The following is a 19682-nucleotide window of genomic DNA, read 5'->3' as shown; positions in this document are numbered from 1 at the left end:
TGTCTTGATTAGTGTATAAAGACAAATCAGTTATTGCAATTTTTAATAATCGCCCCTTAGCTGTTATTTTACGAGAAACCGGATGAATCGACCTATGAAAGATTCTGATAAGTCTGATTCAAAAAAATTATCAGACCTTATAAAAGAGTCAAATATAACTATGCAGGACCTGGCAGAGGTCTTGAATTATAACCGTGCCACTATAAGGGTACGCAAAAAGAACCCAGAGTTATACACAATTTTAGAAATTGTTACCCTGGCGAAAATGCTTAAGAAAACGCCTACCGCTGTTGTTAAGATAATTCTTCGCGAAATGAATGAATCAGCAGGTGACGTGGATAAGGAGGATGATTAATCCCCCTACCCTACCGCTTCGACTAATGCTTTTAGCTTAGGATATAATGGGTGTAATACAATCAGTTCATCAATAATGGCACTCTGGGTTTTATTTTCCAGCGAACTAATCATATTGAGTAGCTTGTGAGCCCTAGCTGATACTCGTGCTGCATTCAATGGCGATGGCGCTGGTGTCTCCATTTTCTTTTTTGATTTTGCGCCCCTTTTATTAACCGTGCTCCCCTTGTCTGCCGATTCAGTTACGGCCGGTTCAGTCTCCACAGAATTCACGACAGGCATGTTAGTTGGTGACTTCACATCAGCCACAGCTTCTTGCACCGGTGGAACGACTGGCGCATTAGAGCCCGATCCCTTCGAGTCTTGAACGTGAGCAGCTGGTACCTTAACTTCAGGAGCTGATTCATTTTGTATAGGTACTGCTTCTATTTCCGAAGAAGACTCGGTACTGTCTGTGTTATTAAGTGTTTTGGTACCTTGCTCGGCGGCTTTATTTCTAGCACTTTTCGAGATTAATCCAAAGCTTTTTGCCATCGGTGTCTTATTTAGTGGTTGGAGTGTTCAGATCCGCTTCTATTTCATACTTCTCTAAAAACTCTTTGATAAAGGGCAAAAACTCATCTCTGCCTTCTTGGCTTTCTAACAGCGAGGTATATGTGTTATAGTTCTCGAAGATTTTTTTAAGCTTGATTTTTGATTGAAATAACTGGATCCCAATTTCTTCGGCAAATTCAGGCAGATATGTATTCTCCTTAATGTTTCGGAAAAAGTTGTGAAACGCATAGACGTACGTTGGATAGCCTTCGTCCTGTCTAATTTTTTTTAGTTCAGCCATAGTGGCCATAAAGTGGCCAGTCGCCAGGGCGTCAGCCCTGGCTGGTTTAATGGGGATGATAAAGCTGTCACACATGGCTAACAGAGCAATGATCGCATCATCTTCCAGGCCTGTCATACGGGGCATATCGATGAAAATGAGATCGTAACTTTCATTTTCATAAGCTTCCTCAATAATTGCCTGGGCTTCTTCGGGAGTGGCCGTTTTGAGATCCCAGTCAAAGGTTACTCCTCCCCCACCCGATTCAGCAATTTCCTTATCCTCCTGTCGGAGGTCAGTTATTGACTTCTGATTATCGGCGTCAATAACCAGTACCTTTTGGCCACTATGCTTAGCCAACACGTTCGCGATCCAGCAGGTTGTTGCTGTTTTACCGGCCCCACCCTTCATGGTCGATGCGCAAATGACTCTCATACATATTTGGTTTTAAATGTTACTTTGTATATTTGTTAACAAATATACAAAACACACTAAGAAATTAATTAATTAGGCAAATAATTTCTTAATTTCAAACAATACAAACAATACAAACAATACAAACAATACAAATTTATTATGTACTTAGTTATTTAAGTAATTATTTGACATTGTTACCTATTGTATAAAATTATAGAATCTGTATAGTTACTGAGTTAACAATGTATGTTAATTACATTTTTTTTTACTGCGTAATAGACAAAGTAACATTACGAACAAATGGAAAGAATCGTGTGAAAATCATACTACCAGGTACTTTAGTGATGCAATGTGATTTATGTTAATTTGTGTACTATGTATAATACATAACATTGTTAATAAAATATTATATATTTTATGTTTTAAAATTAAATAAGTATAATGTAGAAAAGTAAATAAATTATTTATGTTACATTGTTAACAATATGAGATTTTTATCATTTATTTTCGCGGTAGTAAGAGATAGGAAGAAACTATACATGTATTTTTCAGCTATACATGTATTTTTCAGCAAGAAGGAATGATATTATCATAGATAAATCATTGTAAATCAAAAGCATAGCTTTTTATAAAATATGATTTATATTAATAAAGTATTGATAGTCTTTTAGTTATAATAGATTTTTTTATATCTATGGCTAAAAATGTACGAGAAAATGGCAAATAGAGTAGTTGCAATAGATGAAACTGTATATGACGTAATGATCGAGGAAGTAGAGCAGTTAAATGCAAATGCTAACCGCGAATATCAGGATCAGTACAAATTAGCTGATACCACAAGACGTAGAAAGCTAAAAAAACCTGAAAAACTAACGTTGAAGTCATACACAGAAAGTGCGCTAGAATACTTCCGAAAAAACCATATTGATCCAAGGTCGTTGGGTGAAGAGAAGGATGTGGTAGCAGAGGTGAAGAAGTTGCGGAACAATGTCTTTTCATTTATGCAGGTACAAGAACGAACCTATCTAATGCCCTTTGTTCAGGATGTTTATGAGTTGAGAAATCGAACAGAGGGCTTGGAGGAAACTAGCGTAGACATGCTGAATCTAATGGAAATATTCATTGATTTACTGTTGGCAGGCTTAGGATTAAGTGATCAGGAGCAAGAAAAATATAAAGCCAAAGCTGCCCAATTGTTTGCTCAGAAGAAAGCAAGTCGTAAACAGAGTGTTGGATGATAACGAAGGTTCTACCGCCGACAAAAAACCGGGAGATCAACTACGATAACAAAGGGAGTTGTGAGCGATTGGTGAATTATTTTGAGCACGAGGGGAAAGAGTTGGATCAGGAAGCCTTCTATTTTTCCCAAGAAGATGACGGTCTGACTAAGGAAGAAGTAGTGCGGCAAATAGACGGAAATGTGAAGGGATTAAAGCGGGAGGATACCAAATTTGTGTCCATGGTTATATCGCCATCAAGTGATGAGTTGGCTCACATAAGGGATAACTCAGAAGATTTAAAAGAATATACCCGCCAGGTAATGGACAATTACGCAAGACACTTTAAACTCAAGAAAGGGAATGATCTAGAAGGGAAAGATTTAGTTTGGTATGGAATCGTGCATAAAACCCGAAAATACCAATGGAATGATAAAGGGGTAAGGGAAGGGGATGTTAGGCGGGGTGACCAAAAATCGGGAATACAAACCCATGTCCATATTGTTGTTTCAACGCGGGATAAGGAACAGAAAGTCACCCTAAACCCTAGAACTAGCAGGGCTCGATTCAATATCGTTGAGTTTCAAAGAAGCAGTGCTGAGTTGTTTCAAAAACAATTCAAGTACGAAAAACAAACCCACTATCACAAAGATAAACCTCTTAAGGAGCGAACCCATATAGATCAAATTCGCTATTTTGAAAAGCGCATCAATCAATTAGCGGAAAAGTACGATTTAAACGAAAAGACGGTAACTAACCTACGAAATAAAGCCCTTGAAACCGGCTATTCGAAAGAGTTGTATCAAGCGATGAAAGAATACACCAAACGTCTTAATAGGGGAGAGGGGAGGAAAGATGAACTACCAGAATTTGAAAATCTTCGTAAAGCAGACAGACAGGAAACTCGGGTTTTTGCCAGAAATCAGGTCAATCAACCAATAAGGACAAAATCAATAAGTTTTGCAGTTGAGTCAGTACTTAAAGGTGCCAATGTCAATAAAGATGACGACAGAGAAATTTTAAAGGATTTGTCGAATAGGAGGAGAGGTAGCTTAGATATTTAATTCATAATCACCCAATTAAAAGTAATGTCACAGTTTTATTATTTTCTAATTACAAATTTATAATTAGAAAAATAACTCAAGTATAAAACTTGATAGAGAACATGCCCAACAAATAGAGCAACGCTTACTGTTGAGCCTAAAATGCCGAAAAAAGTAATTTTGTTTGAATATAAGTCTCACAAACTCAGCTAAAATGTAAGATTTTTGGTTTGATTCATGAGATAACTTTATGAGACTTTATTTCATAATGAAAGACTTTACTTGGGCTATATCTGTCTCCATCTCAAGAATAGGGCGTTTGAAGAGATGGTTTCTTACTAGTTATTCTGAGCCTAATATTGGCATAACCAAACAAAGAGGTGTCTGGCCTCTGTCGGTAAATTTCCGACCACTTCGGCGGCTGAGGCCCGGCCGGGGACGGTCACCACGGACGATATGATGCAGCGCGACCGTATGTGTCCGAAAAATTAATTGGGTATCTTAATGGAGGTAAGGTGTATCGAAATAATCATCTCACAGAAAAGCCTTGTCCGTTGAATATGGAGTGACTCAAACTCGCTGAGAAATGAACTGCTGTAATCGCCTGATTTAAAATACCGATGTTTTCGCGAACGATTTCTAGGGTTAGATAATAGTAACACAACTTAGTCATTGATAGTAAGTTAACGAGTTCATTAAAAGCATCCGTTATCCGCAACGGTACGGTCCGCCGCAGGCCCGGCATTTGTTGGGAGAAAATGGCCGGTTGAGTAGGAGGGGAGCCAATCCGAATATCATTATGGGTAGCGTGAAATAGGATCAGGCAACCCATTCAGAAGCCATAGGAGTGGGTTTCGAGCTATTTAATCTCTACATGAAGTAAATCGTTAATGTGCTTCGATAGTCACTTGATTTCAACTACTTGAAGAGGTGTCGTGGTAACATTCCATTATATATCAGGCTAGAATCGCTTTATCATATTCGTAAATTCATTTGCTTGTTCCTCTCTGTTATGCGCAATCTATTATTTTTTCTATTGCAGCTATGGGTTCTCTCCGCAACTTGTCAGCCCTCAACTCCTCAAAAAGTCGCGTCTGGCCATCTACCCGTTATTATAGCTGATACAAAAGGGGCAATGCATCTGGTGTACGGCCAAGACTCAACCATCTTTTACGCTATGGCCAAAAGCCAAACGGCATCCTTTAACGCGCCAAGTAAGGTAGCGACCCTTCCCAATTTAGTGGCCGGGGCCAAGCGTGGCCCACAACTGGCTATCACGGATCAGTTTATTGTGATAACCGCCGTTAACCGGCAAGGTGATATTTATGCGTACTCACTCAACCGAGCTACAAATCAGTGGTCTCCAGCCGTACAGGTTAATGATGTACCCGAGATCGCCAAAGAAGGCTTTCAAGCCATCGCCGGTAGTGGCAATGGCTTGTTCCATGCCGCCTGGCTTGACCTGCGTGACGATAAGAAGAATAAAATTGTCGGAGCCTCTTCCCGGGATGGGGGGCGCACCTGGTCCAAAAATCAGGTTATCTATAGATCGCCTGATGGCACCGTTTGCGAGTGCTGTAAGGTTTCACTTGCCGCTAAAAATAATGATGTATATGTACAGTTCCGCAATTGGCTGGGCGGTTCACGTGACTTACATCTGATTCACTCGACGGATGGTGGCAAGACCTACGCTCCTGCCCAAAAACTGGGTACGGGCACCTGGAAATTAACGGCTTGTCCGATGGATGGGGGCGCGGTCGTTCTTTCAGCAGCAGGTCAGCCCATTACTGCCTGGCGACGTGAAAATAACCTATATACATGTTTACCCGGTGAGCCAGAGCAATCAATTACCACGGGTCGTAACATAACCTTAGCTGCTGGAACAGCACAACCCGTATTAGCTTGGGATGAGGGAGGCATCATTTGGGTCAAATCAGCGGCTAATCCAACACTCCAGGTTGGTAAAGGTCAGATGCCCAGTATTGCCGTTGCGGGTCAAACCGTAATGTGCGTCTGGGAGTCAGAGGGGCAGGTGATGATGGCTACAACTACTTTACGCCCTAAGCCGTAAGCATGAACTGGCAAGCTCCACTAGGTTTTAACCCGATGGAGCTTGTTCGCTTTACGATTTATTAAGCCGCCATTGCGTGGGCACCCTGAGCCATTTTACGGCATTCCTCAGCGCATTTCCGACAAGCTTCGGCGCACTGTCGGCAATGATCCATGTGGTCAGCATGTTTTCCGCACTCGGTAGCACAGGCTTCACAAAGGTGGGCGCAAAGCTGACAGACATCAGCTGCATGGGGACTACCACTGGCCATGAAGGTGACGGCCATATAACAAATCCTGGCGCAATCGCGATCGAGTCGAATGCAGTTGACCATCATTTTTACATCCACTTCGCCTAAACAGGCGTCGGCGCAGGCATCACAGCTTACGGCGCAGTCCTGGCAGGCGTCGATACATTCCTGAAAATGTTGGGGGGCTAAGGCAGTTTCCATACAAACAGACGTTTTGGTTATCAGTTAGATTAACTGATTCAACGTCGATAGGTTGAGTGGATTAATCCCGTTCGCTAAGGATACGGTTCACTTCTATAAATTTTGTAAAGGCTACACGGAATCCTGTAAATCATCTGTTTAGAAAAGCAATTACCTTTGTTTCGGTAATCGTGTATTCAATGCCAAAATCCCTACATACCCGTCTATTTTGCTGCTGGCTGGCCCTTCTGGTTTTGGTAAGCAGCATGGGCTTTGGTATGGTGGAACACTGGTGTCAGATGCGCGGCCACTCGAAGACCCTGCTGGCAGTTCAGAGAAGTTGTCCCAAACACTGTCTGGCTGACGAACCATCAGTTCCGGCAACGGGCGAACCGGTCGTTAAAAGAGTACCCTGCTGTAAGACAACGCTCAGTTATGAACACCTCGATGTGAGCAGCTTCGTGGCCGACTATCACCCGCATCAGGCTCCCCAGCCAGCAGATTTTCTACCCAATCCCCAATTTCAGCTTCTGCTGGCGGCTCTGCTGCCCTTCTCTTCGGCTGAACCCATTTCTTCGTTTGCCGACACCCCACTCCATCGAACGGGTCGGTTTCGTCTGACCTCCCTCTGTACCTGGCTTATTTGAGCCAACGATTCATGTCGCTACTCGCTGGCGGACGGATTTGAACGTCCCGGTCAGCGGTTTTTTTGTGCGACTCTGTTAAGCGGGGTTCCCTGCTCATGCGACCAGCGGCTATACCGGCCGAGGTGCTCCTTATGTTTTGATCCTGTCTAAGCTGAGCGGTTTCTATGCTAAGGAACCTAGCCTTCGGTCAGCTGTCAGACATCATTTTCACAACCTATCTTTTCCAATGAACAACCAAACTCCCGGACGGGCGCTGGCTATAGCGGCCTTATTGATGCTGGGCTTATCAGCCTGCAACATGCACGACATGTCGTCCATGCAACCCGAACTAAACATTAATTACCCCGCTGCCTACGTCGTCAATGCTGAGGGGAACAGCCTGTCAGTTATTGATCTGGCTGGTCAGCAGGTGAAAGAAACGATCTCCTTTGGCGAAGCCTCAGGCGGCCACAGTACGATGTCAATGACCGACATGATCATGTGGCCACATCACATCTACCTATCCCCCGATGGCAGCAAACTCGGCGTTGGGGTACCGGGTATGGACCTCAGCGCCGGTCATGCGGGTGGCACATCAGGCATGACCGGTCGGGTGCTGGTGGTAGACCCTAAAACGGGCGCGACGACGGTCAACCAGCAAACACCGGTGATGAACCATAACGCCGTGTTTTCGCCCGACGGCTCCGAAATATGGACCTCCCAGATGGATGATGCCGGCAAGGTATTGGTGTATAATGCAGCTACGATGGCATTGAAGAATACCATCGCGGTAGGCATGGAACCAGCCGAAGTAACGATGTCGGCAAACGGTCAATACGCATTCGTGGCCAATGGCATGAGCAATACGGTCACGGTCATCAAGGTCACCGACAAGTCGGTTACCAAGACGATTCCGGTTGGCGATGACCCGGTTGGCGCGTGGCCCGGAGCCGATGGCAGGATGTATGTAGATAATGAAAAAGGCCAAAGCATCAGCGTGATCGACGTAGCGACCTTAACCGTTGTGGAAACGATTAAGCTGGGTTTCACGCCTGGCTACGCAGCGTACCATGCCACCCGTAACGAACTCTGGGTCAGCCAGGCCGGAACAGGTAATAAGGTCTCTATTTTCGAGCGTATGAATGGTAGCTGGATGAAGATGAGTGAAGTTCAGACGGGCCTCGACGCGCACGCCATTGCCTTCACCAAAGATGGCGCAACCGCTTACGTCACCAATCAGGGGGCGGCTACGGTATCCGTGGTGGACGTTGCTAAACGCAGCAAAATTAAAGACATCTCGGTGGGTAAAAAGCCCAACGGCATTGTCCTCAAATACTAAACCCATTCGCGCCATGATCGCACTGACCAAAACAATTGCTACGCTTATCCTATTGACAGGTATGTTTACGCAAGCGACCCTTGCACAACTGAGCTTACCAGAACCCTCCCCATCAGCAACGGTCAAACAAAAGGTTGGCTTTACAGACCTGACCATCGACTATTCGCGCCCGGCAGTGAAGGGCCGAACCGTTTTTGGCAAGCTGGTCCCCTATGGCGAGTTGTGGCGCACCGGCGCGTCGGATGCCACCATCCTGACCATTACCGATCCGATGACCGTAGCCGGTAAACTCCTACCTGCTGGCAAATATTCGCTCTTCACCATCCCAACCCGCACCGAATGGACGGTAATCCTGAACTCGTATACGGAAGGGCATGGCACGGCGGGGTACGAAGCGAAGAACGATGTGCTGCGGTTTACGGTCAAACCTGATTCATCCGTGCGGTTTTATGAGTCGTTCACCATCGAGGTGCAGGATTTGGTAAAGAATCAGGCCAATCTGTACCTGACATGGGCCAATACGTCGGTGCATTTTCCGCTCGTGAGCAACGCTGACGAGCGCATTACGGCGGACATCCTAAAACGCACGGCAGCCGCTACCGATGAGGAGTCGGGCGTATTTTACCAGTCGGCCCTGTATTATTTCGACACAAACAAGGATGCCAAACAGGCCTTGACGTGGGCCACCAAAGCGGCTACCGGCAAACCGGCGTTCAATTACCTGCATCTGCAAGCCAAGTTGCTGGCGAAAACAGGCGATTACAAAGCGGCCATTGCTGCTGCCCGGAAGTCAGCAGCAATGGCCGCCGAGAAGAAGTTTACCGAGTACGTTACACTCAATAATCAGCTCATTGCTGAGTGGGAAAAGAAATTGTAAACCATGAAACCGGCTACTGCTTCGTACAAACCCGCCTTGCGCTGGAACGGCTTAACCCGGTATTATGACCGGCTAATGGCGCTAACCATGCAGGAAGAACACTTTCGGACGCTACTGCTTGAACCAATTCAGGACAGCAAGCCCAGGTACATCCTTGACGTGGGGTGTGGCACGGGTACACAGGCCATGTTATTGCATCGGCAGTTTCCTAGAGCTAGTGTGTTTGGGTTGGATGGTGATGAAACGGTTCTGGCTATTGCCCGGCAAAAACAGGCGGTGATAGGCTGGCCTCTCACGCTGGATCGAGGCCTGTCAACAGCAATGCCCTATCCCGACGGTAGCATGGACATCGTTACCTGTAGTCTTCTGCTGCACCATCTGTCTGATGCGGATAAACGGCAATCGATTTTGGAGATGCATCGGGTATTGTCACCGGGAGGTGTATTAATGCTGGCGGATTGGGGCAAGCCGGCCAATGAATTTATGAGGTTGTTGTTTTACGGTCTTCAGTTCTTTGACGGGTTCGATACAACCAGAGCTAACGTAGAGGGACGACTACCGAATATGCTCTACAGTGGGGGTTTTCGTCAGATTACTCAGACCAGTCAAGTCAACACGCTTTTTGGAACATTGGCTTTGCACTACGCAGTAAAGCCAGCCTAATTGCTTAAACAACGAATAGTATGAAAACCAAACAAACCGTAATGCTGATGCTGGCCTTGTTCATGGCCCTGCCTTCACTCTTGTTCGCCCAATCGGCCAACTACAAACAGCCAATGACTATTTCTGCCACTGGACAGATTAAAGATGGGGCGGGCAAAGCCGTTGGCACCATTTCAAAAGACCGGATGATTATGGATGCTACCGGTAAAAAAATTGCCTTCGTAGATGGTCAAGGCAACCTTGTGGATGCGAAAACGGGCAAGAAAATGGGAAGAATGGGCAAAGATGGCAAAACATACATGGATGCCAACGGCGATTTGATGTTCACCATTAAGGACAATGCCGACAATACATGCGACATTTTCGACGCCAAAGGTACTAAAATCGGCAATGTGCACGACAGCTATAAAGGGTCGGCCTGTGCGCTGCATTGCTTTCAGGCCGGGCATACGCACATGAAGTAAGCCAGGCAAGTTCCTCCGGTTGGCATCCCAATACCCGTTGATGTAGGCTACCCATTTATCACCTGAAACAATGAAGCAAATTCGGACACTATGGTTGATTTCCGCTCTTCTGTTACTGATTCAACCCGGTTTTGGACATGGTGGAAAACACAAGAAGAAAGCCGCAACCGACTCAACCCGTCGCGATTCGAGCATGAGCCATCATCAGTCGATGAATCATGTAGGTATGGTTGCCGATAGTATGCACATGGATGAGGTTCAGGCGATGGCACCTATGCCTGCTCCACTGGACGCTTATCCGACGTATCACCCGATGATCGTCCACGTGCCTATCAGTATGCTACTGCTGGCCGCGTTGTTACAGCTGGTAGTTTTACTAAAACCATCGGGGCCGCTCAATTGGATAACGCTGCTGGTCGCTGCCGTTGGAACGGTGGGGGCGTATGTAGCGGGCACGTATGTGCACCCGCATACGGACGGCTTGAGCGATGCGGCACAACTAGCTTTAGAAACCCACGAAACCTACGCAGATTATACGATCTGGCTGGGGCTGGCGGGAACGTTACTTAAAGGCATAACGCTCTGGCGACCCCTGAAGTGGCTGGAAGGCGTAGCGGCCCTTGCTTTGGTCGGGGCGGGCATTGCTGTCGGATTGGCCGGCCATCAGGGGGGCGCGTTGACGTACCTCTACGGTATTGGCCCACGGGGGGCATACCTCGAACAGCATGAGGGGGAACCCGCCGATGGCAACCGGCACGAACATAAACAGTCACAGAAAGTCGAATAAGCTGGTATGAATCGAACCTGGCATCTGCGCATTCGTAAAACCCACCGGTATCTGGGGCTGTTCATCGGCATTCAGTTCCTGCTGTGGACACTGGGCGGACTGTATTTCAGTTGGTCAAACCTCGACGATATTCACGGTGACCATCTGAAACGGGCCACGACGGGATTTCCCGTCCCCCAATCGCTGGTTTCGCCTTCCGTTCCCATGAACGCGTTACAGCAGATGGGCATGACTTCCGTTCTGACGGTGACCCTGATCGAGGTACTCAACCGGCCTTTCTACCAGCTAAGCTATCTGATGCAGCATGGAAACGGTCATGTCATGACTCATACCCAACTGGCAGACGCGAAGACCGGTCAATTGCGGGGTGAGCTAACGCAAACCGAGGCTACTGCCCTGGCCCGGCAACGATTTAGTGGCCCCTCCGACGTTGAGCGGGTTGAGTACCTGACAACGACCAGCGGGCACCACGAGTACCGTGAAAAGCCGCTGCCCGCCTATGCCATTACGTTCCGGCAACCGGCTCACGCGACGGTATATGTTGCGGCACAACTGGGTACGGTGCAAACCGTGCGAACCGACCCCTGGCGCATTTTTGATATGCTCTGGATGCTCCACACGATGGATTACGAAGGGCGTGACGACATTAATAATGGTCTGCTTCGGGCCTTCTCTATACTCGGATTGCTGACAATCTCGTCGGGGTTTGCGCTGTATTTCGTTTCGTCTCCCCAGTTAAGGCGGAAGCCGAAACAAGGACGAAAATCGTTACCAACCACCTTGTAATCAATCAAATACTTTACCAAGTAAATTCTAGATAACCAATGAAAACGATTCGATTAACCATGGCCGTCCTGGGCCTGTCATTAGTCTCACTGGCTGCTTCTGCCCAAACGACGACACCGGCACTCACCGCTTATTACACGGTAAAAGATGCCCTCGTCGCGACCGATGCCGGGAAAGCCAAAACGGGTGCAACCACGTTGGTCGATGCGCTGGGGAAGGTCGATGCTGGCAAGCTATCCGTTACCGATAAGAAAGCCTTGGTGACGGCGAAAAGTAAAGCCGCTGCCATTAGCAAGTCGACGGATGTAAACGCACAACGGGAGCAGTTCGAGGCCCTCTCAATGAGCATGATTGCCCTGGCAAAAGCCATTAAGCCCGCTAAAACATACGTCCAGTTTTGCCCGATGGCCGCTGAGGGTAAGGGCGCCTCATGGCTCAGTTCTACCCGTGAGGTACGAAATCCATACTACGGTGACAAGATGCTGAAGTGTGGGTCAGTAAAAGAAGAAATATAGTGTTACACCACCCGGAGACGATCTAACGGATTGTCTCCGGGGAACTTACTGCTGATGGCTCTACAGGAACTCTATATTAAAAACATGGTATGCGACCGCTGTATCTGGGTCGTGCGCACCGAATTGGAACGATTGGGCTATTCGGTCACGCAGGTCGAGTTGGGGCGGGTTCTACTGGAGGAGTCTTCTGCTGATCTGACGACAATTACCGCCATGCTGGAGCGGCATGGGTTTGCTTTATTAACCGATAAAACGACCCGCGTGGTTAACCAGGTCAAAACCCTGATTATCGAATTGATCCAAAGCGGGCACATCGCTGGGCTACGAACGACGTTGTCTGATTATTTAGCCGACCATGTTGGTTTGGACTACGCGCACCTGAGCCATCTGTTTTCCACAACGGAGAATTTAACTATCGAAAAGTTCTGGATACTTCAGCGGGTCGAGCGGGCCAAAGAACTGTTGAGCTACAACGAAATTTCCATCAGCGACATCGCCAAACAGTTAGGGTACAGTAGTGTGGCCTATCTGACGAATCAGTTCAAGCAGGTAACCGGCCTGACACCCGCTGCCTACCGGAATCAGCATACGACCGACCGAAACCCATTGGACTGGATATAAAGCGATCGGATCGACTACACACGTTAAACGCACTGAACTGTCGGCTAATACACTTTGATGCGCATCGGAAAGCAAAGCAGACTTTGACGGGGGCCTAGGTAAACCAGTAAAACCTGCTTCAAGGGCACACGAACTAAAATCTTGCAAGCGCGTGCGGGAATTGTATAACGGCTCCATACCGCTTCATGACGACCTTTGCCGGGTAATTTAGACAAACCTGGAAATGGTCATGGAAACGATAAAACTGAAAACAAATATTAAGTGTGGGGGCTGCGTGGCCACGGTAACGCCTTTTTTAAACGAATCCGTTGGCGCAGGCAACTGGCAGGTCGATACGCAGAATCCCGATAAAGTGCTGACGGTGCAGACGGAAGCGGTCCAACGTCTCGGCGTTACGGCCGATACCGTCAAAGCAGCCGTACAGCAGGCAGGCTACAAAGCCGAAGTGTTACCCCAATAAGCTGGGAAACCCTTCGACCTTGAAAGCCGCCACGAACAGGCGGCTTTTTTTATAAGCTGCCCACGGATGAAACACTAAAACGCGCCGGGTCGTACAGACCGACAAACCGGCCAATCGGTATGATTGAAGGATTGATAAAATTTTCGCTCCGTAACCGCTTCATGGTACTGCTGCTGGCATCGGGCCTGTTTGGTTGGGGCGTGTACTCGGTAAAGACGGGAAAGATTGACGCGATTCCTGACCTGTCGGAGAATCAGGTGATTGTTTTTACCGAGTGGATGGGCCGCTCTCCGCAGCTCATCGAAGACCAGATTACGTATCCGCTCGTGACGAACCTACAGGGTTTGCCGCAGGTGAAATACGTGCGGGGTACGTCCATGTTCGGCATGAGCTTCGTCTACGTGATCTTTAACGATGATACAGAGGTGTATTGGGCCAGAGAACGGGTGCTAGAACGGCTCAACTATGCCGCCCGGCTGCTGCCCGGAGGTGTTTCGCCAACCCTTGGCCCCGATGGCACCGGCGTGGGACATATTCTCTGGTACACGTTAGAAGCACCCGGCATGGACCTGGGCGAACAGCGGGCCGTGCAGGACTGGTACGTCAAGTTTGGCCTGCAAAACGTACCGGGTGTCGCTGAAATTGCCTCATTCGGCGGTTTTCAGAAGCAGTACCAGGTTACACTGGATCCCAACAAGCTGACCTATTATGGCCTGTCCGTACCGCAGGTCATCGGGGCTATCCGGGCCAACAATAACGAAGCTGGGGGCCGTAAATTTGAATTGAGCGGTATCGGCTACATCATCAAGACGACAGGCTATTTGCAATCCGTTGAGCAGATTCAGAACATTCCACTGAAGACCGTCAGCACCGTCCCTGTGCGTGTGGCCGACGTGGCAACGGTCCAAATGACGGGGGAGACCCGATTAGGCATTTTTGACCTCAACGGGCAGGGCGAAGCGGTGGGCGGGATCGTGGTGATGCGCTACGGCGAGAATGCTGATGAGGTCATTGGCAACGTCAAGCAGAAAATGGAAGAAGTCGCGAAGGGCCTGCCCGAAGGGGTCAAGTTCAATATCGTCTATGACCGAAGCGGGCTGATTCAGGAGTCGGTCGCCTCCATTCAGCATACATTGATTGAGGAAATGATTGTGGTCTCGCTGGTGGTGATTCTATTTCTGCTGCACTGGCGGTCAGCCGTCAGTATCATCATTCAAATTCCGATTACCATTGCCACGAGCTTTATTCTGCTCAACGCCTTCGACATTTCCTCAAACATCATGTCCCTAACAGGCATTGCCCTGGCGATTGGCGTGATCGTCGATAACGGTATTATCATGGCCGAAAATGCGTACAAGAATTTAGCCGTTCGGCAGGCTGAGTTAACGGCAACACGTAACGGGGAGCCTGCTGTTCCGCCATCCGGCACGGTCAACGACACACCATCGGCCACCAATGGCCATGGGAAAGGTGACTACATCAATGGACAACCGGTCCCTGAACCCACCCCACAAACGCGCTAACATCATGTGGAAAAAGATAAAAAGTTGGTTCGGTTACGGCCCTAAAAACTATGTAGAGATCCCTGACGAAGAACGGCTGGCAATTATTGAACGGTCGAGTATTCAGGTGTCAAGGGGCGTATTTTATTCGACCATCATCATCATTACCTCATTTTTACCAGTATTTCTGCTGACCGGCCAGGAAGGCAAGTTGTTTCACCCGCTGGCCTGGACGAAGACATTTATCCTGCTGGTAGATGCGTTTTTAGTCGTTACGCTGGCTCCCGTAATGCTTTCGCTGTTCATGAAAGGCCGTTTTAAAGACGACCATGCCAACCCCATCAACCGCTTTCTGGAACGGATTTATGAACCCATTATCCGGTGGGTAATGCGCTGGCGCAAGACGACCATCGGTATTAACCTGCTGGCACTGGCCATCAGCGTACCCATGCTGATGAGCCTAGGCTCGGAGTTCATGCCGCCCCTGGATGAGCAGTCAATTCTATTTATGCCCGTGACCCTGCCCGACGTATCGAACGCCGAAGCCAAGCGGATTTTGCAGGTGCAGGACAAACTCATCAAATCGGTCCCGGAAGTGGCTAAAGTGCTGGGCAAGGCGGGGCGGGCCTCGACAGCGACCGATAACTCACCCATCAGCATGATTGAAACCATTATCATGCTCAAGCCCAAGGCCCAATGGCGGGAAGGCATTACCAAGAAAGACCTCATTAACGAACTGGACGCCAAACTTCAGATTCCGGGTGTGGTCAACGGCTGGACACAGCCCATCATCAACCGCATCAATATGCTATCCACAGGTATCCGTACCGACGTAGGCATTAAGGTACACGGGCAGTCACTCGACAGTATTTACGCGGTTTCGGAACAGGTTAAAGCGGCGTTAAACGGAGTGCCCGGCATAAAAGATCTGTATGTAGAGCCCGTGACAGGCGGTAAGTACCTGACCGTCGATGTGAACCGGGAGGCGCTGGGCCGCTACGGACTGAATGTGGATGACGTCAACAACGTGGTCGAATCGGCCATTGGCGGTTCTCCCATCGGGCAGACGATCGAAGGTCGCCGCCGTTTTTCCATCAATGTACGGCTGGCGCAGGATTACCGCAACAGCGTCGAGCGAATCCGGCGCATTCCGATTGCCACGGCTGCTTTTGGTACGGTTCCGCTTTCGGCGATAGCCACGGTCAAGTTTGAGAACGGCCCACCGATGATAACGTCGGATAACGCGCTTCTCAGGGGTGCGGTGATGTTCAACGTGCGGGACCGCGATCTGGGCGGTACCGTTGAAGAAGCCATTGCCAAAGTGAATCGGGATCTGAAGTTACCCAATGGTTATTTTCTGGAGTGGAGCGGGCAATATGAAAACCTCATCCGAGGCCGTCAAACCCTGCTGCTCATTGCGCCCATCGTCCTGGTAGTCATATTCCTTTCCCTGTACTTAGCCTTTGGCTCAGCGCGGGAAGCGTTTCTGAGTCTCATTACCATTCCCTTCGCCTTGATCGGCGGGGCCTACATGGTGTACTTCTACGGCGTAAATCTATCGGTGGCCGTAGCGGTGGGTTTCATTGCCCTGTTTGGCATTGCGGTTGAAACGGGCGTAGTGATGGTTATTTACCTCAACGACGCCATGAAACAACTAGTGGCCAAGCGGGGAAACTCCCGCGAAACCATCAGCCGGGAGGAGCTTCGGGAGTACGTGATCAACGGAGCAGCCAAGCGGCTGAGACCCAAAATCATGACCGTATCGGTAGCGCTGTTTGGTCTGGTGCCGGTGCTATGGGCAGGTGGTGTAGGCAGCGACGTAATGTTACCGATTGTCCTGCCGATGATTGGAGGTGTGCTGACCTCTTCTACACATATACTGCTCGTCACCCCCCTCATCTTCCTGATGACCAAGGAGTATGAATTACGCAAATTTGGTAAACTCGACGTATTAGATGCATCGCATTAATCCCATACCGATTCTTTGTCTATTGCTGGCGGGTCAGGGCTACGCTCAGACAGTCGGGCAACCAATACCGGCTCCCCGAACGGGCCAGAATGAGACCGACCCCGCCGTGCGACGGACCGTGCCGGTGCTGCCGCTGGATACTGTGCTGATCCGCATTGACCAGCGTAACCCGCTGCTGAAACCGTACGGAAGCCGGGCTGCTGCGGCCCGTGCCTACGCCGAGGGAGCCCGTAGCTGGATGGCCCCGATGGTGGGCGTGGGTACGTTCATGGCTCCTTATCCGGCGCAGATGATTATGGACGAGCGTGACAAAGGCTTTGGCATGGTCTCCGTCGAGCAGGATATTCCCAACCGGGCCAAGCAGCGGGCCACTCAAGTCTTTCAGCAGTCGAAAGCCGCCGTTGAGGAGGCCGCACGGGGCGTAACGCTCAACCGGCTGCGCTCGGATGCCAAACAACTCTACTTCGATTGGCTCGTGCTGGAAAAACGGCTGACGGTACTGGCCGAAAACCGGCGTATTCTGCAACTGATGAAAAAGCTGGCTGACATCCGCTACCCCTACCAGCAGGGCAGCTTAGGTAACGTCTATAAAGCGGAAGGACGGCTCTACGAGCTGGATAACATGGTGACAATGACCGAGGCCGATATTGAGCGCAAACGCATTGGGTTGAACACGTTGATGAACCGGCCCACAGTTGAGGCATTCCGACCGGATACTACCCTACGGCCGACCGAACCGCAACAGGCTCTGCCTACCACGGAAGATATTGGCCAAGTACGTTCAGACATCCGGCGCATGGACCGGCAGATACTGAGTATGCAGGCAGGTATCGAAGCGCAGAAAGCGCAGGCCCGCCCCGACTTTCGCATCCGCTTCGATCACATGCAGCCCTTCGCCGGGGTCAAGAGCATGATGCCCACCCAGTTTACGCTCATGGGTATGATTTCGATTCCGGTTGTGCCTTGGGCCTCACGGATGTATAAAGCCGAAATTAAAGGCATGCAACAGGATATCGAAGCTATGCGCTATGAGCGGGAAGGCATGCTCATCGAAACGCAAGGCATGGTCGCCCAGATGCTGACTGACATACGGAACATGCGAACGCAGGTAGACAACTACGAACGACGGGTAATTCCAACCCTGCGCAAAAATTACGACACCCAGCTGATTGCCTACGAACAGAACAAAGGCGAATTCCCCGTCGTCATTGATGCCTGGGAAACACTAAATATGACGCAGATGGATTACCTGACGCGCCTACAGGACTATTACCGCATGATTCTGAGCTATGAACGGGAACTGGAGAAATAACAGGCATTTAGGGTTAACAGCCCGGTTATTGGTGCTGGCCTTGATAGTCTTTGCAGGCTGCAAAAGCGGCAATGAGACGAACGAATCCAATCAATCCGGCGGACCGGCGACCGGTGTTCATGCGGAACACGACCGGGCTGCTGACGAAGTAGCGTACACCTGTCCGATGCACCCGCAAATTGTGCGGAACAAACCCGGTACCTGCCCGATTTGCGGCATGGATTTGGTCAAAAAAGTGAGCGCGGGGGGGGATAGCCTCGTGGTTAATGCCGACCTAGAAGCGTTGCTGCAATCAACCAACTCGGTCGTTGTCGCCAATATTACCACGGTTCATCCCGAACGGCGTGATGAAGCCGTAGTGGTGCAGGCCAATGGAGTTGTGACATATGACACGCGTCGGCTCTACACCATTCCTGCCCGGTTTGGTGGGCGGGTGGAGAAGCTGTACGTACGTTTCAATTACCAGCCGATTCGCAAAGGGCAAAAACTGCTCGAACTCTATAGTCCCGATATTGTGACGGCCCAGCGCGAACTGCTCTACCTGCTCGATGCCGACGCGGGTAACGCGCCATTGATTGCGTCAGCGAAGCAAAAACTTCGGCTGCTGGGTGTCACAGACGGGCAAATTGCCGACCTCGTCCGCACGCGCAAGCCCAGTTACTCACTGGCTGTGTTTAGCCCTTACGACGGCTACGTCGTAGAAGAGTCAACTGGTTCACCATCGGCAGCCACGCCTGCATCAGGCGGCATGGCAACAGGCGGGTCGAGTACAGGCATGGGCAGCGGTGGGGGCATGAACGGCGTAGGAGCTACGGCGGGAACGGATGAAGTCACGTTCTCTGCCCCAACTCCGGCACCGGATGGTGGCGCTGTCGGTGGATCGTTGTTGATTCGGGAAGGACAGTACGTGCAAACGGGCCAAACCCTGTTCCGGGTGGTCAATGCCAGCCGCCTGTGGGCTGAGTTCCGTCTGTACGCCCGCGATGCGGCCGGTATCAAGCCCGGTGATGCGTTGACCATCTCGTTTGATCAAACGGGCCAGCCAGCACGTCCGGCGCAGGTAAGTTTCGTGGTTCCGTTCGTGGAAAACGGGAATCCTTTTGTTACGGTACGAGCCTACCTGCCGGGTAGTAATTCGGTGAGGGTGGGCCAATTAGCCCGGGCAAACATTCGTCGGGGTGCTACCGGCCAGCATGCCAACGATGAGCTTTGGTTGCCCGCAACGGCCGTGCTGGATCTGGGCAATGAACAGGTTGCGTTCGTGCAGCAGGAAAGGCCGGGAGTTTTTAGACCCATCCGTGTCCAGACAGGGGCTCAGGTAGGTGGGTTCGTGGTCATCAGGAGTGGCGTGACGAAACAACAGGCCGTGGCCCGGAATGCCCAGTTTTTAATTGATAGTGAAAGCTTCGTTAACGTAGCCCAGGCTACCCAATAAT

21 protein-coding genes are annotated in these 19682 nt (G+C 49.6%); 18 read left to right on the top strand and 3 right to left on the bottom strand.

Annotated features, from left to right (window positions below; genetic code table 11):
- Nucleotides 1-94 precede the first annotated feature (94 nt).
- On the top strand, nucleotides 95-355 hold the full coding sequence (locus tag ACYVFD_RS32335; protein ID WP_020597263.1) for a hypothetical protein: 261 nt from the start codon (nucleotides 95-97) through the stop codon (nucleotides 353-355).
- A gap of 5 nt (nucleotides 356-360) precedes the next feature.
- On the opposite strand, the gene ACYVFD_RS32330 is transcribed toward ACYVFD_RS32335, so the two are convergent.
- Nucleotides 361-888 (bottom strand): hypothetical protein, encoded by a 528-nt coding sequence (locus ACYVFD_RS32330; protein ID WP_293685386.1) that lies wholly within the window; start codon nucleotides 886-888, stop codon nucleotides 361-363.
- 7 nt (nucleotides 889-895) lie between these two features.
- Nucleotides 896-1603, bottom strand: a complete 708-nt coding sequence (locus ACYVFD_RS32325; RefSeq protein ID WP_293685384.1) for a ParA family protein — start codon at nucleotides 1601-1603, stop codon at nucleotides 896-898.
- A 698-nt stretch (nucleotides 1604-2301) separates the two neighbouring features.
- Between ACYVFD_RS32325 and ACYVFD_RS32320 the strand changes: the two genes are divergently transcribed.
- The 3 genes from ACYVFD_RS32320 to ACYVFD_RS32310 all read left to right on the top strand — a co-directional run bounded on the left by ACYVFD_RS32320 (nucleotide 2302) and on the right by ACYVFD_RS32310 (nucleotide 5916).
- Nucleotides 2302-2823, top strand: coding sequence for a BfmA/BtgA family mobilization protein (locus tag ACYVFD_RS32320; protein WP_461086600.1), 522 nt, complete (start codon nucleotides 2302-2304; stop codon nucleotides 2821-2823).
- On the top strand, nucleotides 2820-3866 hold the full coding sequence (locus ACYVFD_RS32315) for a DUF5712 family protein (protein ID WP_461094694.1): 1047 nt from the start codon (nucleotides 2820-2822) through the stop codon (nucleotides 3864-3866). The genes ACYVFD_RS32320 and ACYVFD_RS32315 overlap by 4 nt, the downstream gene beginning before the upstream one ends.
- 991 nt (nucleotides 3867-4857) lie before the next feature.
- Nucleotides 4858-5916 carry a sialidase family protein gene (locus ACYVFD_RS32310; protein WP_461094693.1) on the top strand — a complete coding sequence of 353 codons (1059 nt, stop codon included), beginning with the start codon at nucleotides 4858-4860 and terminating at the stop codon, nucleotides 5914-5916.
- A gap of 61 nt (nucleotides 5917-5977) precedes the next feature.
- On the opposite strand, the gene ACYVFD_RS32305 is transcribed toward ACYVFD_RS32310, so the two are convergent.
- Nucleotides 5978-6346 carry a four-helix bundle copper-binding protein gene (locus ACYVFD_RS32305; protein WP_297369269.1) on the bottom strand — a complete coding sequence of 123 codons (369 nt, stop codon included), beginning with the start codon at nucleotides 6344-6346 and terminating at the stop codon, nucleotides 5978-5980.
- A gap of 179 nt (nucleotides 6347-6525) precedes the next feature.
- Between ACYVFD_RS32305 and ACYVFD_RS32300 the strand changes: the two genes are divergently transcribed.
- The 14 genes from ACYVFD_RS32300 to ACYVFD_RS32235 all read left to right on the top strand — a co-directional run bounded on the left by ACYVFD_RS32300 (nucleotide 6526) and on the right by ACYVFD_RS32235 (nucleotide 19681).
- A complete protein-coding gene (locus ACYVFD_RS32300) occupies nucleotides 6526-6972 on the top strand; it encodes a hypothetical protein (RefSeq protein WP_297369271.1) in 447 nt (148 codons plus the stop codon).
- 226 nt (nucleotides 6973-7198) lie between these two features.
- A complete protein-coding gene (locus ACYVFD_RS32295) occupies nucleotides 7199-8290 on the top strand; it encodes a YncE family protein (protein ID WP_297369273.1) in 1092 nt (363 codons plus the stop codon).
- 13 nt (nucleotides 8291-8303) lie between these two features.
- Nucleotides 8304-9167 carry a DUF2911 domain-containing protein gene (locus ACYVFD_RS32290; RefSeq protein ID WP_297369275.1) on the top strand — a complete coding sequence of 288 codons (864 nt, stop codon included), beginning with the start codon at nucleotides 8304-8306 and terminating at the stop codon, nucleotides 9165-9167.
- 3 nt (nucleotides 9168-9170) lie between these two features.
- Complete coding sequence (locus ACYVFD_RS32285; RefSeq protein ID WP_297369277.1) at nucleotides 9171-9830, top strand: class I SAM-dependent methyltransferase; 660 nt, start codon at nucleotides 9171-9173, stop codon at nucleotides 9828-9830.
- A gap of 20 nt (nucleotides 9831-9850) precedes the next feature.
- Nucleotides 9851-10294, top strand: a complete 444-nt coding sequence (locus ACYVFD_RS32280) for a 5-fold beta-flower protein (protein WP_297369279.1) — start codon at nucleotides 9851-9853, stop codon at nucleotides 10292-10294.
- Between the two features lie 70 nt (nucleotides 10295-10364).
- On the top strand, nucleotides 10365-11081 hold the full coding sequence (locus ACYVFD_RS32275) for a DUF2231 domain-containing protein (protein ID WP_297369281.1): 717 nt from the start codon (nucleotides 10365-10367) through the stop codon (nucleotides 11079-11081).
- Nucleotides 11082-11087: 6 nt separating this feature from the next.
- Nucleotides 11088-11867 (top strand): hypothetical protein, encoded by a 780-nt coding sequence (locus ACYVFD_RS32270; RefSeq protein WP_297369283.1) that lies wholly within the window; start codon nucleotides 11088-11090, stop codon nucleotides 11865-11867.
- Between the two features lie 38 nt (nucleotides 11868-11905).
- The gene (locus ACYVFD_RS32265; RefSeq protein WP_297369285.1) at nucleotides 11906-12382 is read left to right on the top strand and encodes a DUF3347 domain-containing protein; all 477 of its coding nucleotides are present in this window, start codon (nucleotides 11906-11908) and stop codon (nucleotides 12380-12382) included.
- Nucleotides 12383-12436: 54 nt separating this feature from the next.
- The gene (locus ACYVFD_RS32260; RefSeq protein WP_297369287.1) at nucleotides 12437-13003 is read left to right on the top strand and encodes a helix-turn-helix domain-containing protein; all 567 of its coding nucleotides are present in this window, start codon (nucleotides 12437-12439) and stop codon (nucleotides 13001-13003) included.
- A 229-nt stretch (nucleotides 13004-13232) separates the two neighbouring features.
- The gene (locus tag ACYVFD_RS32255; protein WP_012931250.1) at nucleotides 13233-13463 is read left to right on the top strand and encodes a heavy-metal-associated domain-containing protein; all 231 of its coding nucleotides are present in this window, start codon (nucleotides 13233-13235) and stop codon (nucleotides 13461-13463) included.
- 119 nt (nucleotides 13464-13582) lie between these two features.
- Complete coding sequence (locus ACYVFD_RS32250; protein ID WP_460963745.1) at nucleotides 13583-14986, top strand: efflux RND transporter permease subunit; 1404 nt, start codon at nucleotides 13583-13585, stop codon at nucleotides 14984-14986.
- A 4-nt stretch (nucleotides 14987-14990) separates the two neighbouring features.
- A complete protein-coding gene (locus tag ACYVFD_RS32245; RefSeq protein ID WP_297369311.1) occupies nucleotides 14991-16934 on the top strand; it encodes an efflux RND transporter permease subunit in 1944 nt (647 codons plus the stop codon).
- Complete coding sequence (locus ACYVFD_RS32240) at nucleotides 16921-18246, top strand: TolC family protein (protein WP_461094692.1); 1326 nt, start codon at nucleotides 16921-16923, stop codon at nucleotides 18244-18246. Before ACYVFD_RS32245 ends, ACYVFD_RS32240 begins: the two co-directional genes overlap by 14 nt.
- Nucleotides 18224-19681 carry an efflux RND transporter periplasmic adaptor subunit gene (locus tag ACYVFD_RS32235; RefSeq protein ID WP_461094691.1) on the top strand — a complete coding sequence of 486 codons (1458 nt, stop codon included), beginning with the start codon at nucleotides 18224-18226 and terminating at the stop codon, nucleotides 19679-19681. Before ACYVFD_RS32240 ends, ACYVFD_RS32235 begins: the two co-directional genes overlap by 23 nt.
- Nucleotide 19682 lies beyond the last annotated feature (1 nt).

It is taken from the genome of Spirosoma gilvum, assembly GCF_054776815.1.
This window is presented reverse-complemented; position numbering and strand designations above follow the sequence as displayed.

What these genes read in the sequence shown, in the direction of transcription:
- ACYVFD_RS32335 (WP_020597263.1), top strand. Translation starts at nt 95, where the DNA reads ATGAAAGATTCTGATAAGTCTGATTCAAAAAAATTATCAGACCTTATA.
- ACYVFD_RS32330 (WP_293685386.1), bottom strand. Translation starts at nt 888, where the DNA reads ATGGCAAAAAGCTTTGGATTAATCTCGAAAAGTGCTAGAAATAAAGCC.
- ACYVFD_RS32325 (WP_293685384.1), bottom strand. Translation starts at nt 1,603, where the DNA reads ATGAGAGTCATTTGCGCATCGACCATGAAGGGTGGGGCCGGTAAAACA.
- ACYVFD_RS32320 (WP_461086600.1), top strand. Translation starts at nt 2,302, where the DNA reads ATGGCAAATAGAGTAGTTGCAATAGATGAAACTGTATATGACGTAATG.
- ACYVFD_RS32315 (WP_461094694.1), top strand. Translation starts at nt 2,820, where the DNA reads ATGATAACGAAGGTTCTACCGCCGACAAAAAACCGGGAGATCAACTAC.
- ACYVFD_RS32310 (WP_461094693.1), top strand. Translation starts at nt 4,858, where the DNA reads ATGCGCAATCTATTATTTTTTCTATTGCAGCTATGGGTTCTCTCCGCA.
- ACYVFD_RS32305 (WP_297369269.1), bottom strand. Translation starts at nt 6,346, where the DNA reads ATGGAAACTGCCTTAGCCCCCCAACATTTTCAGGAATGTATCGACGCC.
- ACYVFD_RS32300 (WP_297369271.1), top strand. Translation starts at nt 6,526, where the DNA reads ATGCCAAAATCCCTACATACCCGTCTATTTTGCTGCTGGCTGGCCCTT.
- ACYVFD_RS32295 (WP_297369273.1), top strand. Translation starts at nt 7,199, where the DNA reads ATGAACAACCAAACTCCCGGACGGGCGCTGGCTATAGCGGCCTTATTG.
- ACYVFD_RS32290 (WP_297369275.1), top strand. Translation starts at nt 8,304, where the DNA reads ATGATCGCACTGACCAAAACAATTGCTACGCTTATCCTATTGACAGGT.
- ACYVFD_RS32285 (WP_297369277.1), top strand. Translation starts at nt 9,171, where the DNA reads ATGAAACCGGCTACTGCTTCGTACAAACCCGCCTTGCGCTGGAACGGC.
- ACYVFD_RS32280 (WP_297369279.1), top strand. Translation starts at nt 9,851, where the DNA reads ATGAAAACCAAACAAACCGTAATGCTGATGCTGGCCTTGTTCATGGCC.
- ACYVFD_RS32275 (WP_297369281.1), top strand. Translation starts at nt 10,365, where the DNA reads ATGAAGCAAATTCGGACACTATGGTTGATTTCCGCTCTTCTGTTACTG.
- ACYVFD_RS32270 (WP_297369283.1), top strand. Translation starts at nt 11,088, where the DNA reads ATGAATCGAACCTGGCATCTGCGCATTCGTAAAACCCACCGGTATCTG.
- ACYVFD_RS32265 (WP_297369285.1), top strand. Translation starts at nt 11,906, where the DNA reads ATGAAAACGATTCGATTAACCATGGCCGTCCTGGGCCTGTCATTAGTC.
- ACYVFD_RS32260 (WP_297369287.1), top strand. Translation starts at nt 12,437, where the DNA reads ATGGCTCTACAGGAACTCTATATTAAAAACATGGTATGCGACCGCTGT.
- ACYVFD_RS32255 (WP_012931250.1), top strand. Translation starts at nt 13,233, where the DNA reads ATGGAAACGATAAAACTGAAAACAAATATTAAGTGTGGGGGCTGCGTG.
- ACYVFD_RS32250 (WP_460963745.1), top strand. Translation starts at nt 13,583, where the DNA reads ATGATTGAAGGATTGATAAAATTTTCGCTCCGTAACCGCTTCATGGTA.
- ACYVFD_RS32245 (WP_297369311.1), top strand. Translation starts at nt 14,991, where the DNA reads ATGTGGAAAAAGATAAAAAGTTGGTTCGGTTACGGCCCTAAAAACTAT.
- ACYVFD_RS32240 (WP_461094692.1), top strand. Translation starts at nt 16,921, where the DNA reads ATGCATCGCATTAATCCCATACCGATTCTTTGTCTATTGCTGGCGGGT.
- ACYVFD_RS32235 (WP_461094691.1), top strand. Translation starts at nt 18,224, where the DNA reads ATGAACGGGAACTGGAGAAATAACAGGCATTTAGGGTTAACAGCCCGG.